The following is a 14,924-nucleotide window of genomic DNA, read 5'->3' as shown; positions in this document are numbered from 1 at the left end:
ATATTTCCAGAAACGAGATTATTACCAAATCGTTATTCTGTCTTTCTCTGCCAAAAACATTTTATCTCCGGGTTTTACATTAAATGCGTTGTAAAAAGGTGTAGTATTCATTAGAGGACCATTAACACGCCAGTTTGGCGGCGAATGTGGGTTATTGTTAATCCACAAACGCAGGAATTCGTCTTTCATTTTTACTCTCCATATTTTAGCTATAGAAATAAAGAAGCGCTGGTCTGGCGTAAAACCATCAATTTTTATGTTTCCTTTTGCTTGTTCGGTCATTTTAAAAGCATCATAGGCAACTGCTATTCCGGCAATATCTGCCGTATTTTCGCCAACTGTCATTGCGCCATTAATGTGTAAATCTCCTAAAACAGTATAGGTATTATACAAATTAATAACCTGTTGTATTCTTGACTTAAACTGTGCATAATCCTCTTTTGTCCACCAGTTTTTCAGGTTTCCATTTTTATCATATTGAGCACCCTGATCATCAAAAGTATGTGTTATTTCATGACCTATAACCATTCCAATTCCTCCATAATTAAGTGCGTCATCTGCATTATTATCAAAATATGGGGCTTGTAAAATACCTGCAGGAAAAACAATTTCATTTGCAGTAGGATTATTATATGCTGTAACTGTTGGAGTTGTAGTATACCATTCTGACTTATCGACTGGTTTGCCCAATTTTGCCAATTGAAATTGATATGCAGCTTTAGAGGCCGAAACCATATTTTCAAAATAAGTATCCCTGCCTATTTGTACATTACTATAGTCTCTCCATTTATCTGGATATCCTATTTTTTTAGTAATGGCAAACAATTTTTCTTTAGCCTTTTGTTTTGTAGCAGGGCTCATCCATTCTAATTTATCAATTCTTTTGGCATAGGCTTTTTGCAAATTATTCACGAGAACCAACATTCGTTTTTTGGCATCTTCAGAAAAATATTTCTTCACATACAATTCACCAAGCGCTTCGCCTAAATAATTGTCAATAACATTAGCCATTTTTTCACCACGTGATTTTTGAACAGCCTGACCAGAAAGCACTTTGGTGTACTCAAATAAAGCATCTACAAAAGGTTTGCTTAAATCATCTGCATATCTTTCCAGAGAATTTGCTTTCAGATAAATTTTCCAATTATCAATGGGAATGGTTTTTAAAAGTTTATTTAGGACATCATAATAAGCAGGCTGGCCTACATTAATAGAATCGGTTTTAGCACCTAAATTATTTAAAAAAGCAGTCCAGTTTATGTTGGGATGTTTTTTTACAAGATCTGTCACAGCCATTTTATTATAATTTGCCTGCACATCTCTAAGTTCAACTTTTGTTTTATGCGAAACTGCAAGTTTTTTATCAATATCATAAACTAAATCAGCATTCTTTTTAGCTTCTTGTGCATTGCTTCCTGTTTGTTGAAATAAGGCTGTAAGGTATTTTTTGTATGATTCCTGTATGGCAACAGTTGATGAATCTGACTTGAAATAATAATCCCTGTCTGGCAATCCAATACCCGTTTGATAAAGTTGAGCAATGTTCATTTTACTATTTTTATCATCGGGTGTCACTGTAAAACCTATAATAGAAGAATTGCCCACTTTTACTTCATTAACTACAAAGTTCATTAATGACGGCAAATCGTTAATTGCTTCAATTTTTGCAAGTAGAGGCTTGACAGGTTCATAACCGCGTTTGTTAATGGTTAAAGTATCCATACCAGATGCATAAAAGTCTCCTACCTTTTGTGCTATACTTCCTGTTGCATTTTTGCTTTTCGAAACACTATCCAGTATTCCCTGCAGGCGCATTCGTTGTGGAAAATTCATAAACATGTAAGCACCAACTCCGGCTTGAGATGCAGGTATTGATACAGAATCATACCATTTGCCATTTACATATTTAAAAAAGTCATTACCAGGCCGCAATGTAGAATCTATTCCGGTGATAGCAACATTTTTCTTTTCTTGATGTTTTGAACACGCTGTAAAAGCTAAGATTGCAATAAAGAGCATTAATGTTTTTTTCATAATCTAGATGATTTCTATTAAAATGAACTGAAAAAGTTTGAAGGCAACTATTTTAATTTTAGAAGAACAATATACGAATTCAGTTTTTAATTCTAAAGTTTTTGTCATAATGGTTCCTGCAATAAAAAAGCTCCAGATTTCTCTGAAGCTTTTTATTTTACTTATTATTGAGAGGACCTATATCCATCTCTTAAATCCATTTAACATAAAAAATCTTATTTAAACTATTTCAAATTTAGAAATTAAACCCTAAATTAGCTATCTATCATCCTCGCCTTTAAATATTTGCGTCTTTACATCTTAATAAAAAACCAAAACATAATCTTATTGAGTTTAATGCTAATAGATGAACAAAATAATACCCGTTTAATTACCTTCATTGATACCGAAATTGAACCAGTAAAGGGCAAAATCCTTGATATAGGAGCAATTAAAGATAACGGTAATCAATTTCATAAAGCATCTTTAGGGGATTTTGTCCAATTCCTCAAAGGTGACGATTATATATGCGGACATAACATTTTAAATCACGATATAAAATATATAGGCAAAGCAATTTATGATGCTGGTATTAACCCTTCAAACATAATTGACACTTTACATTTATCTCCTTTGTTATTTCCAACTAAGCCTTACCATTCCTTATTAAAAGATGATAAACTTCAGACTGAAGACACAAACAACCCGTTAAACGATTCTATTAAAGCAAGAGATTTATTCAATAGTGAAGTTGCCGCTTTTTGGCAAACGGATAAAACACTTAAAGAAATTTTTTATCTCCTTTTAAATCGTACAAAAGAATTTGGAGCTTTTTTTCGGTTTGTAAATTATAAAAATATAAGCTCTGATCCAGAAGCTGAGATTAGATTAAAATTCCGTGGTGAAATTTGTGAACAGTCGGATTTAGCTAAAATAATTTCTGAAAATCCTATCGAACTGGCATATTGCCTGTCTCTGATTAATTCATTTATAATCCATAAAAAAGTTCATTCCATTACACCTCCATGGGTTCTTAAAAATTACCCCGATGTGGAACGTGTAATGCTATTATTACGGAGCAAACCTTGTGTAATTGGCTGTATTTACTGCAACAACGCGCTTGACATCTATAAAGGATTAAAAAAGTTCTTTGGTTTTGATTTTTACCGAACTTATGGTGGCGAACCGCTTCAGGAAAAAGCCGTTAAGGCTGCTGTTAACAACAAGTCTGTACTGGCTGTTTTCCCAACTGGCGGTGGAAAATCAATTACATTTCAGGTTCCGGCACTTATGAGTGCTGAAAACTCTAAAGGGTTAACTATCGTAATTTCTCCGCTTCAGTCGTTAATGAAAGATCAGGTTGACAATCTTGAAAAAAACGGAATAACGGAAGCAGTTACCATTAATGGCCTATTAGACCCTATTGAAAGAGCTAAATCATTTGAAAGAATTGAAGATGGTTCTGCCTCTATTTTATATATTTCACCTGAATCTCTCCGTTCAAAAACTATCGAAAAACTAATTTTAGGCCGAAAAGTTGCCCGTTTCGTAATTGATGAAGCACACTGTTTTTCATCATGGGGACAAGATTTCAGGGTTGACTATTTATATATTGGTGATTTTATAAAGTTAATTCAGGAAAAGAAAAATCTTGAAGATGCCATACCGGTGTCCTGTTTTACAGCAACGGCAAAACAAAAGGTAATTGAAGATATCCGGGATTATTTTAGCGAAAAACTATCGCTGGATCTTGAAGTGTTCACTTCAAAAGCCTCAAGGACTAATCTTCACTATAAGGTTTTTGAAAAGCAAAATGAAGATGAAAAATATCAGACCGTCAGAGATTTAATTGAAGAGAAAAACTGTCCGACAATTATCTATGTATCCAGAACACTCAAAGCTTATAAACTTGCCGAACAGCTGGCAAAAGACGGTTTTAATGCAAAACCATACCATGGAAAAATGGATAAGCAGGAGAAAACCGAGAATCAAAATTCCTTTTTAGGTGGTGAAACACAAATTATGGTAGCCACTTCTGCATTTGGTATGGGAGTAGACAAAAAAGATGTGGGTTTGGTCATTCATTATGAAATTTCAGATTCACTTGAAAACTATGTGCAGGAAGCTGGGCGTGCAGGCAGGGATGAAAATATTTCAGCTGATTGTTTTGTACTTTTTAACGAAGAAGATCTTAGTAAGCATTTTATTCTGCTAAATCAGACCAAACTCTCCATTAAAGAAATCCAGCAGGTGTGGAAAGCGATAAAGAACATTACAAGATTTCGTTCTAAAGTATCCAATTCAGCATTGGAAATCGCCCGCAAGGCAGGTTGGGACGATAGTGTTTTAGAAATAGAAACACGTGTAACTACTGCAATTGCTGCCCTTGAAGATGCAGGATATTTAAAACGCGGACAGAATATGCCGAAGGTTTTTGCCAACAGTATTTTATCCAAAAATACCCAGGAAGCTATTGATAAAATAAACTCTTCTGGAAGATTTGAAGAAAAGCAAAAAGACCAAGGTGTACGTATTATCAAGAAACTCTTTTCAAGTAAAAGCAGAAAACAAATCAACAACGAAACTCCAGAATCAAGAGTAGACTATATTAGCGATCATTTGGGCATTGTAAAAGAAGAAGTCATTAATGTGATAAACTTGATGCGTGAGGAAAATATCCTGGCAGATGCTAAGGATTTGACTGCCTTTATAAAGAATGCAGATAATAAAAACCGCTCTCTTTCAGTAGTCGAGTCATACAGCAAAATTGAAAACTTTTTACTCTCGGTTTTTAAAGAAGAAGAAAGTATTTTTCATTTGAAAGAATTAAATGAGCAGGCTGAAAAAAACGGCTGTGACGATATAAACACCAATAAACTAAAAACGATAATTAACTTTTGGTCTATTAAAAACTGGATTAAAAGAAAAAACTTAGACCATGCCAGAAATCATATTGCTGTTCTCTGCCTTCAAAACAAAGAGTTATTAAAAGATAAACTTGAAAAGCGGCATGAACTTGCAGCATTTATCATTGATTTTTTTTATGATAAAACTATCACCGAAACACCAAAAGACCAGATGGATAAAGATGAAAGTTTGGTTGAGTTTTCTGTACATGAACTAAAAACTGCATATGATACTAGCTTAAGCCTTTTCAAAAAAGAAATAAGCATTTATGATATTGAAGATACGTTGTTCTATCTTTCGCGAATTGAGGCAATAAAGATAGAAGGCGGTTTTCTTGTAGTTTATAATAGCTTAACGATTGAGCGAACGGAACAAGATAATAAGAAAAGATATACTAAAGACGATTATCAAAAGCTCAACCAGTTTTACGAGAGCAAAGTCCAGCAAATTCACATTGTAGGCGAATATGCCCAAAGAATGATTACCGATTACAGAAACGCGCTTCAGTTTGTAGAAGATTATTTCCAACTGAATTATGGTTCATTTTTGAACAAATATTTTAAAGGCAGCAGACAAAATGAGATTAAGCGGAATATTACACCGGCAAAATTCAGACAACTTTTTGGTGAGCTCTCCCCTACACAATTGAAGATTATTAATGATAATGAAACACAACATATAGTTGTTGCTGCCGGTCCCGGAAGTGGAAAAACAAAGGTATTAGTGCATAAACTGGCTTCGCTACTTTTAATGGAAGATGTTAAGCATGAGCAGTTACTGATGCTGACATTTTCAAGAGCTGCTGCTGTCGAATTTAAAAAACGCTTATTAAAACTGATTGGTAATGCAGCGAACTTTATTGAAATTAAAACATTTCATTCTTACTGTTTTGATCTTTTGGGAAAGGTTGGCACTTTAGAAAAATCGGCGGATATTTTAAACACAACGGTTGAAAGAATTAAAAATGGTGATGTTGAGGCTAATAAAATTACGAAGACTGTTTTAGTAATTGACGAAGCACAAGATATGAATGCAGATGAGTTTGCTCTTATAAACGCATTGATGGAACAGAATGAAGAAATGAGAGTTATTGCTGTAGGAGATGATGACCAAAATATTTATGATTTCAGGGGAGCAAGTTCCAAATATATTGAACAATTCATTTATGATAACAAGGCCGTAAAACATGAGTTAGTCGAAAATTACCGCAGTAAAAGTAATCTGGTTGCATTTTCGAATCAATTTGTCCAGCAAATTCAACACCGCCTAAAAGAAACACCAATCATTGCTAATCAAACAGATAATGGAAAAATCAAAGTTGTTAAATATCAAAGCAGCAATTTGATTATGCCTCTTGTAACTGATATCGTTAACGCAGATCTTTCCGGAACTACATGCGTACTCACAAAAACTAACGAAGAGGCGATAAAAGTTACAGGGATGCTTTTAAAAAATGGCATCAAGGCAAAATTAATTCAATCTAACGATGATTTTAGTTTATACAATCTTGTTGAAGTTCGATTTTTACTAGATAAAATAAATGTTGGTGCTGATATTTACATCATCAGTGATGAAGTTTGGGACAATGCTAAACAAGAGCTAATTAACACCTTCCGTAACAGTAACAAATTAGAGATTTGCCAGAATATCATCAAAGACTTTGAAAGCACTAATCCTAATAAGAAGTACAAATCTGATTTAGAAGTTTTAATTCGGGAATCTAAATTAGAGGATTTTTATAATGAAAATGGTGAAACAATTTTTGTATCAACCATTCATAAAGCCAAAGGAAAAGAGTTTGATAATGTATTTCTTTTACTTGAGAACTTTAATCTGGCTGCAGATGAAGCTAAACGACAAGTATACGTAGCAATGACCAGAGCTAAACGCAATTTAAATATTCACTTAAATGCAAATAATCTCAATCATTTGACTGTAGAAAATCTGGAACAAATAGACAATTTTGAATTTTACACTGCTCCTGATAAAATTGCTGTACATGCCACTTTTAAAGATATCTGGTTAGACTATTTTATTAACAGACAAATTTTAGTTTCTCAACTAGCGTGTGGAGAAACGTTATATGTTAAGGATGATGAATGCTTAAATTCAAATGGACAATCTGTGTTGAAATTCTCAAAGTTATTTATTAAGAAAATTGAGGAAATGAAATCAAAACACTATGAACTAAAAAATATAAAGGTAAATTTCATATTGTACTGGCATAAGGAAGGAGCTTCTCAGGAAACCAAAATAATCTTACCTGAACTTTATTTTGAAATTAGTGAACAATAAGGTGAAAACTTATTAAAAAAACAGCTATTACATCAAAGAAAATATACCCCATCCAAAAAGAATGAAAGCGATTACCATCAAAATTTTAGACGTCTTTTTTATATAACCTCCCTTTTTAAATTTAAAAAAGATAATTGCAGCAATTCCCGATGCGATTATATCAATAATAGTCAAGTAAAAACCATTAGCAATAAACTTAGGAAACAAAATGAGATAAGCTGTCTTGGTTTCTTCAAATTCCGTGTATTTCGTGCAAATATATATCCAGCAAATTTTATTTAAGATGCTAATTATTAGCAGCAATACACCAAAAATATAAATAAGTGATTTGTATTTAGATTTCATATACATAGGTTTTAAAAGTTAGAAAACCTCAAAACTGCACAATTTGTGACAGTAATGAGGCCCGCTAAAACTATAGGTTAGTCGATTCAAATTGTTTGAGATCTCTGGTATTTTTTTGTACTGCAAGAGCTGAAAACAGTCCTAATACAAACGACATTCCGAAAAATCCCTTTTCACTGAGTAATAAACTGGCATTCCAAAGTCCGATTATTAATAATACTATAGAAGCAATAGTACTAAACCAGCTTATACTGTAATATAAATCGGTTACGGGGATTCCTTCCAATCTGTCTCGCACGCTTTTTTGTACTGATATCACAGAGAAAAGACCAAAAAGGAGAATGGTAAAATAGTATCCTTTTTCATTGTAAGCCATGGCCGAATTGTAAAGTCCAATACAATAGGAAGTCATACCTATAAGTAATGTCATCCAGGATGCGCCAACGAAAGCGGCGCTTGGCTTTAAAGGATTATTCCCATAATTTGATTTTGCATTTTTTAATTCTGAATTGTTGTTTGATTCATTTGATTTTAGCGGTTCCATAATTTTATGTTTTTATAATTATGAGGCAAATGTCAGCATGAAAAAGGAGTTCTAAAAACTAATTTATTTACAAAACTGATGATATAAAAATACATTTTACTATTTTTATCCTGATAAAATCTTATTTATGAATGCTCTGGAGGAAATATCGAATATGATGAATGATGCTGATAAAAAAGCATTTATACAGTATCTATCAAAAAAGAACAAACGCAAAGACACTGGCAACATAGAATTATTCAATTCGTTAAAAACTGACGATATAAAATTTAATAAAAAGATTTTAGAAGATAAAAAAACTACCGATGCTTACCATGCTCTTAGAAAAAGACTTTATGATAATATGATTAATTTCATGGCTAATCGAAGTTTTGAAAATGATAGTTCAGAAGAAAATACAATACTTCGTTTTATTGTCGTAAGTCGGTTATTTTTTGAACATAAACTTATAAAAACAGCTTTTAAATGTCTTGCAAAAGCCGAAGAGATTGCACTGAGTATTGAGCATTTTAGTCTTCTTAATGAAATTTATCTGACTCAGATACAATTTGCACATTTCAATCTATCTGAGCCAATTGAAAAAATAATAGAAAAATTTAAAGCAAATAAAAAACAGCTCGAATATGAGGAACAGCTCAATTTAGGTTATGCCATTTTGCGTCGTGAACTTGCTGCTATTTATCACGAAGGCCGAATAGTAGATTTTCAGGCACTAATAAAAAATACTATTGAAACACACGGAATATCATTAAAGCAAGGATTAACTTTTAAATCTTTATATCAAATATTATTTATTGCTAATGAATATGCTTCGATAAACAACAATTACTCACTTATACAGCCTTTTGTTGTTAAAAGCTATAGGTTTATTAGCCAAAAAACCGATCTGACAGAGAGACATTTATACTATCATATATACATTTTGTATTTTATAGCTAACTTCTATTTCCGAAATGGCCAGTTTACCGAATCTTTAAATTATCTTGAATTGATGCTTACAGAACTTCAGAAACAATCTGGCAAATATTATCAGCGTTTCTGTCTTAGGTATTTTTTATTATTAGCCTTCAATGAAAATTATCTTGGTAATCCTCAAAAAGCAATTGAGATTGCCGAAAAATCCCTTTCTTCAAATAAAAAAGCAGATCCTAATGACAGTAATGACATTCGTCTTATGCTTATCGTTTTTTATATACAGCAAAATGCCGGGCGTAATGCCGTAAAAGAAATGGCAAAATTAAACCATACCGACAGTTGGTACGAAAAAAAAATGGGCATGGACTGGACAATAAAAAAGCATGTTGTCGAAATCCTTCTGCATACTCAGCAAGAAAATATTGAACTGGCTTTATCCCGAATAAAAAGTTTTAAACGACGTTATAAAAAATATCTTTTAACGGTAAATGAAGAACGTGTTATTCAATATCTTTTGTTTGTAGAACAATATGTAATGAAACCTGAAATTATTCAAACACAAAAATTTCAAAATGCAATAGAAGATTTTATAATTACTGCTCAAAATGGTCCTAAAGATATTTTAATCATGAGTTTTTTATCCTGGCTGCTTGCAAAAGTGAGGCGAAAAACGATTTATGAAACAACTTTAAATCTCCTCACAACGTATTTTCCAGCGAACTGACAATCCGAAAAAAATTAAAAACCTTCATCATATAAAATACAGGTACCAGAAACTATTTTTTTCTATCTTCCCAAAATAAATTTTTGCAAAATGAACCAACAGTTTTTAATAAAAAAATCATTTTTATTCAGTTTCATTTTACTGACAAGCTATTTTCTAGTTTCTTTCCACTTAAAAAATACAAAACAAACCGCTCCTGCTAAAATCAAAAAAGTACTGGTTTTTTCTAAAACTAATGGGTTCAGACATGAAAGCATTCCTGCCGGAATTGAAGCGATAAAAAAACTTGGACAGGAAAATCATTTTCTAGTAGATGCTACCGAAGATTCTCTGGCAATTAATTCAAAAAATTTAAAGCAATACAAAGCCGTTATATTTTTAAGCGCTTCTGGTCATGTTTTAGGCGAAAGTCAGAAATTAGCTTTACAAAAATTTATAGAAAAAGGAAAGGGTTTTGTAGGCATTCATTCAGCTACAAACTGCGAACCAGACTGGTCTTGGTACACACAAATGATCGGCGGAATTTTTGAAGGGCATCCCGAGCCGCAAAATGCTAAACTAATAGTTGTCAATCATGAACATCCATCTACAAAATATCTTCCGGCAATTTGGGAACGAAAAGATGAATGGTACAATTTTAAAAATTTGAATCCAGATGTAAATGTGCTTATCAAAATTGATGAAACTTCGTATAAAGGCGGTAAACATGGCGATAATCATCCTTTGGCCTGGTATCACGAGTATGATGGCGGCAGAGCGTTTTACACCGCTTTAGGACACAGCCCTGAAAGTTACAGCGATCCTCTTTTTGTGCAGCATTTGCTTGGAGGCATTACATATGCAATGGGGAAATAAAATTTGCTAACCAATATTTAAATAAATATGAACCTGAATCTGAAAATTTCATTTCTTTCTATCTTTTTAATTTTAACCATTTTAGGCTGTTCTGATAAAAAAACAAAACACATTCCAGAAAATCCTTATTTAAAGCAATTAACCGAAAAGCAAATTGGAGATAGCAATTACTATATTTCTATCCCAAAAAAATATACAATTAAAGAAAACAGAGGGCCTGATTTTTCTGTTTATTATTTCTATCCTACAGACACGACAGCTACAGCAGCTTTTTCAGGCGGTTTCTATTTTGGGAATCATCCAAGTCAGTTTGAACCAGGTGATAGTTGTAAAACAGAAAAAATGCAGCGTAAAATTCTAAACAAAAATGCCGATTGGACAGTCTATAACTGCAAAGACAAATATTCGATCCAGTCGATTATTGAAAGCGGAAGCAATGAAGGCTGGAACCAATATATTCACACTTTTGCCAGTGCAAATTCTGCCGCAGACTTAAAAAAAGTATTTCTGATTTTGGGAACAATGAAAAAGAAAGAACCAGGCAAACAACCAAAATAGTTTATTAAAAACAAAAAAGTCAGATATTTTTGAGACGTTCATAATTTCTAAATTACTGACTTTAAACTTCTTCAAAATAATTAAAAAAGTTTTTCAAAATCCTTTTGCACATTTCAAAAATTAGTTCCATTTTTGCACCCGCATTAGCAAAACAGGTCCGTTCGTCTATCGGTTAGGACGCCAGGTTTTCATCCTGGTAAGGGGGGTTCGATTCCCCCACGGACTACTTAGAAAAATAAAAGCTTCAGAGAAATCTGGAGCTTTTTTGTTTATACTATCTTTGAAATATATCTCTAAATTGATACAAAAGTCTTTCAATCAATCTTAAATCTTCTGTTATAATATCTGCATTTCCCCGCATTTCTTGCTGAAAAGGAATTCTTTTTTTGTAAGAGCTCTCTAATCCTTTTGGCAATGCAACATCAATTAATAGATTTCCATCTTTATCTGGAGTTAATGAAATGGCTTGTATTTTTCCTTTTATTATTCCAAATTCTCTATCAGGAAAGTTTACCAGCTTTATATTGACGTTTTGACCTTCCCTAATCTTACCTGAATTTAGCGCAGCAGCTTTTACTTTTCCAACATATCCGTTTTCTTTATTTGGAATAATAGCAAAAATGGTTGATCCAACTTCTACAGATTGATTTTCAGACCAAATTTGCAAAAAACTGATTTTGCCATTTATAGAAGATCTTAAAACATAATTTAGCTCCCAGTCTTTTATCGCTTTTTTTAATAGGTATAATGCCTGAATTTTGTTGTTTTCAAGATTTATAGATTCTTTACTTTCGTTTATATGTGTTGTTTTACTATTTCGGTTTAATTCATTTAATGAAGATTTTAACTGCGAAATTGTACTAAGAAAACTTTTGTAGCTTTTTTGAGCTTGTAAATAAAGTAATCGCTGTTTTTCTACTTCCTGCGAAGCATATATTCCTTTTTGAAATAAAACTTCATATCTGTCTAGTTCATTTTTCTGAAGGACTAATTCATTTTGATTAATTTCTTTTTGTGACTCTAATAAATTTAAGCGTTCTCGCAGTTGAATTGACTCATAGTCTTGAGCGTTACCTTCAATACGATATGGCTGAAGCTTCATATTTAATTCGTCTGCAACATATTCTTTCTTAAAATTTGCAAATGCGCTCTCTACCTCTCCAAGCTGAACTGAATTTAATTTATTAAATGGAAATTTAACTCTGTTTATGTCTATTGTATCTAAAATACTTTTTAACATAAATACATCCCGATAATTTGCAGAATTTTCAAGAATAGCTAAAGCAGTATTTTTTGTAACAAAGATTTTATCTTTAACTAAAATAGCCTCAATTCTTCCAGATGTTTTAACAACTAGTTTTTGAGGAGGAATATTTGTTGTTATCACAATTTGCGAGGATATAATATCCGGATACTTAACAAACCACGATATTAAAAACAAAATTATTACAAATAACAGTAATATAGTATTCCCCCACTTTTGAATTGCTTGCGGTGGATCTGATAAAACATCTCTCACCTCTTCACTGTATATTTTTAAACCATCATTTACTTCTTCCATTTTAATTTCCTAGTTCTAATTGATTTTTAACCAATGAGTAGTACTTTCCTCTTAGTTGTGTTAAATCATTATGATTGCCTTGTTCTACTATTTCGCCGTTTTCGAGAACGATAATATTATCTGCATTTTTTACTGTACTTAAACGGTGCGCTACAATTATGGCTGTTTTTCCATGAATAAAATTACTTAGGTTTTCCATAATTACTTTTTCATTATTTGCGTCTAGCGCACTTGTTGCTTCATCAAAAAACAAATAAAATGGATCTTTATAAACTGCTCTGGCAATCATAATTCGTTGTTCTTGTCCACCGCTTAGACGTATTCCTGAAGTTCCTAATTCTGTATTATATTTGTTTGGCAGTTTTTCAATAAAATCCTCAATATTGGCAACAAAGGCAGCATTGTTTAGCTTCTCTCTATCAATAAATTCATTTTGCTCAGATTCTGAAATATTTCCGCCAATACTATCATTGAACATAAATGTATCCTGCATTACAGCGCCACAATTCAAACGCCAGTAATCATTATGAATATCATTTAAATTAATTGGCCCAATATTGATACTTCCTTTCGTAGGGTTATAAAACTTTAGTAATAATTTCATTAAGGTTGTTTTACCGCTTCCGCTGGCACCAACAATTGCAGTAGTCTTTCCTTCTGGAATAACACAATTAATGTTTTTTAAAATTAAAGGCGAAGATTTTCCACCATAACGATAGGATAAATCTTTTAAAATTATAGACTTATCATTTGGCAATTCTTTTGCTTTATGTGCAGAAACGACATCTTCATCTTCTCTTAAATGAACTTGAGATAAACGTTCTAAACTAATTTTTGCATCTTGCCAGGACTGGATAAAAAGAACAAAATTCCCTAGGGGCATATTAAGCTGCCCAACTATAAACTGAATTGATGTCATCATACCAAGTGTAAGATTTCCATCGACTACTGCTTTAGCAGAAAGAAAAGTAATAATGATATTTTTGAATTCATTTATAAAATTGGCTCCAATAGTTTGGTATTGGGCTAACTTTAAAGTGCTCAAAGATGTTTTAAATAAACTGATCTGGTTAAATTCCCATTTCCAGCGGTTTTTTCGCTGCGAATTATTTACTTTAATTTCTCTGACTCCATTAATAATTTGAATTAATGAGGTTTGATTTTGAGATAATTGATCAAATCTTTTAAAATCTAATTCAGCTCTTTTTTTTAAGAAAAAGAAAGTCCATCCCACATACAAAACCGCTCCAATTATAAATACGAGAAAAATCGTTAAATCGTAATAAGCAAGAATTGCATTAAAGAGCACAAAAGTGACCATCGAAAAAACCATATTCAAACTCGACGAAGAAATAAAATTTTGAATACGGGTATGATCTGTAATTCTTTGTAAATGTTCTCCTGAATTTCTTGTTTCGAAATAATTTACAGGCAGTTTCATCATTTTATATAAAAAATCTGAAATCATTTTTATATTAAACCTGCTGGTTATATGTATTAGAATCCATTCTCTAAAAACACTTACTAATGTTTGCGATAAAATCAGTACAAACTGCGAAATAAGTATTAGGTAAATAAAAGGAATATCTTGATTATTAACACCTACATCAACTATAGACTGCATTAAAAAAGGCAGAATAAATTGAATAATAGTGGCAACAAATAATCCAATAAATATTTGATAAATCAGCTTTTTATACGGTCTAAAGTAAGGATACAAAAAAGAAAATCCTTGGGAGCTTTCTTTTTCGTCATCCTGATCCTTAAACTTAGTATTTGGTTCTAATATTAAAATAAATCCTGTGGCATCTATGGTATCTGTCCATGCGGTTTTAAAATCTTCATGAGAATAAACCAGTAAACCTTGAGCCGGATCTGCAATCCAGATTTTTGTTTTAGATGTTTTGTATACTACCACAAAGTGCTTTTGTCTCCACGGAACAATGAAAGGTGTTGGAGCCTCATTTACTAAACTTTCTAAAGAAATACGCATTCCCAGAGTCCGCATTTCTATTTCTTCTGCGGCCTCGGCAATTCCTGCCATTGTTACGCCAAGTTTCGTAATGTTTGCTTTATCTCTTAAAAATTCTCTCGAAAAGGTTTTGCCATGATATTTGGCAATCATTCTCAAGCAAGTTGGTCCGCAGTCTTTATTGTCTAATTGCCTAAAATGCGGAAAATTTTTATTAATCATGTATGTGTAATTC

9 protein-coding genes and 1 tRNA gene are annotated in these 14,924 nt (G+C 32.3%); 5 read left to right on the top strand and 5 right to left on the bottom strand.

Features of this window, described 5'->3' with window-relative positions:
* Positions 1-21: 21 nt before the first annotated feature.
* Entirely contained in the window at positions 22-2,034 is a 2,013-nt protein-coding gene (locus NLJ00_RS10195; protein ID WP_256637100.1) for a M13 family metallopeptidase, read from the bottom strand.
* Positions 2,035-2,370: 336 nt separating this feature from the next.
* Here NLJ00_RS10195 and NLJ00_RS10190 point away from each other — a divergent pair, with 336 nt between their 5' ends.
* Positions 2,371-7,215, top strand: a complete 4,845-nt coding sequence (locus tag NLJ00_RS10190) for a RecQ family ATP-dependent DNA helicase (RefSeq protein WP_256637469.1) — start codon at positions 2,371-2,373, stop codon at positions 7,213-7,215.
* 27 nt (positions 7,216-7,242) lie between these two features.
* Here NLJ00_RS10190 and NLJ00_RS10185 read toward each other — a convergent pair whose 3' ends face one another.
* Together NLJ00_RS10185 and yiaA are read right to left on the bottom strand one after the other, a co-directional pair.
* Positions 7,243-7,560, bottom strand: a complete 318-nt coding sequence (locus NLJ00_RS10185; RefSeq protein ID WP_256637099.1) for a hypothetical protein — start codon at positions 7,558-7,560, stop codon at positions 7,243-7,245.
* 70 nt (positions 7,561-7,630) lie between these two features.
* Complete coding sequence (gene yiaA / locus NLJ00_RS10180; protein WP_256637098.1) at positions 7,631-8,104, bottom strand: inner membrane protein YiaA; 474 nt, start codon at positions 8,102-8,104, stop codon at positions 7,631-7,633.
* Between the two features lie 127 nt (positions 8,105-8,231).
* Between yiaA and NLJ00_RS10175 the strand changes: the two genes are divergently transcribed.
* From NLJ00_RS10175 to NLJ00_RS10160, 4 genes are all read left to right on the top strand, one after another.
* Complete coding sequence (locus NLJ00_RS10175) at positions 8,232-9,743, top strand: tetratricopeptide repeat protein (RefSeq protein WP_256637097.1); 1,512 nt, start codon at positions 8,232-8,234, stop codon at positions 9,741-9,743.
* Between the two features lie 90 nt (positions 9,744-9,833).
* Positions 9,834-10,598 (top strand): ThuA domain-containing protein, encoded by a 765-nt coding sequence (locus NLJ00_RS10170; protein WP_256637096.1) that lies wholly within the window; start codon positions 9,834-9,836, stop codon positions 10,596-10,598.
* Positions 10,599-10,625: 27 nt separating this feature from the next.
* Entirely contained in the window at positions 10,626-11,156 is a 531-nt protein-coding gene (locus NLJ00_RS10165; RefSeq protein WP_053470569.1) for a hypothetical protein, read from the top strand.
* Between the two features lie 154 nt (positions 11,157-11,310).
* Positions 11,311-11,382, top strand: a tRNA-Glu gene (locus tag NLJ00_RS10160).
* 48 nt (positions 11,383-11,430) lie between these two features.
* Here the strand turns inward: NLJ00_RS10160 and NLJ00_RS10155 are convergent.
* Positions 11,431-12,717: an HlyD family secretion protein gene (locus tag NLJ00_RS10155; RefSeq protein WP_053470570.1), complete on the bottom strand. Its 1,287-nt coding sequence runs from the start codon at positions 12,715-12,717 to the stop codon at positions 11,431-11,433.
* Position 12,718: 1 nt separating this feature from the next.
* Positions 12,719-14,911: a peptidase domain-containing ABC transporter gene (locus tag NLJ00_RS10150; RefSeq protein WP_053470571.1), complete on the bottom strand. Its 2,193-nt coding sequence runs from the start codon at positions 14,909-14,911 to the stop codon at positions 12,719-12,721.
* Between the last annotated feature and the right edge of the window lie 13 nt (positions 14,912-14,924).

The organism is Flavobacterium panici (assembly GCF_024499525.1).
GTDB classification, from domain to species: Bacteria; Bacteroidota; Bacteroidia; order Flavobacteriales; family Flavobacteriaceae; genus Flavobacterium; species Flavobacterium panici.
Note: the sequence above shows the minus strand (reverse complement) of the source record. Positions and strands in the feature narration are given on the sequence as shown.

Excerpts from the sequence above, each read along its gene's own strand:
- NLJ00_RS10165 (WP_053470569.1), top strand. The coding sequence starts at position 10,626 with ATGAACCTGAATCTGAAAATTTCATTTCTTTCTATCTTTTTAATTTTA.
- NLJ00_RS10195 (WP_256637100.1), bottom strand. The coding sequence starts at position 2,034 with ATGAAAAAAACATTAATGCTCTTTATTGCAATCTTAGCTTTTACAGCG.
- NLJ00_RS10185 (WP_256637099.1), bottom strand. The coding sequence starts at position 7,560 with ATGAAATCTAAATACAAATCACTTATTTATATTTTTGGTGTATTGCTG.
- NLJ00_RS10150 (WP_053470571.1), bottom strand. The coding sequence starts at position 14,911 with ATGATTAATAAAAATTTTCCGCATTTTAGGCAATTAGACAATAAAGAC.
- NLJ00_RS10190 (WP_256637469.1), top strand. The coding sequence starts at position 2,371 with ATGCTAATAGATGAACAAAATAATACCCGTTTAATTACCTTCATTGAT.
- NLJ00_RS10155 (WP_053470570.1), bottom strand. The coding sequence starts at position 12,717 with ATGGAAGAAGTAAATGATGGTTTAAAAATATACAGTGAAGAGGTGAGA.
- NLJ00_RS10170 (WP_256637096.1), top strand. The coding sequence starts at position 9,834 with ATGAACCAACAGTTTTTAATAAAAAAATCATTTTTATTCAGTTTCATT.
- NLJ00_RS10175 (WP_256637097.1), top strand. The coding sequence starts at position 8,232 with ATGAATGCTCTGGAGGAAATATCGAATATGATGAATGATGCTGATAAA.
- yiaA (WP_256637098.1), bottom strand. The coding sequence starts at position 8,104 with ATGGAACCGCTAAAATCAAATGAATCAAACAACAATTCAGAATTAAAA.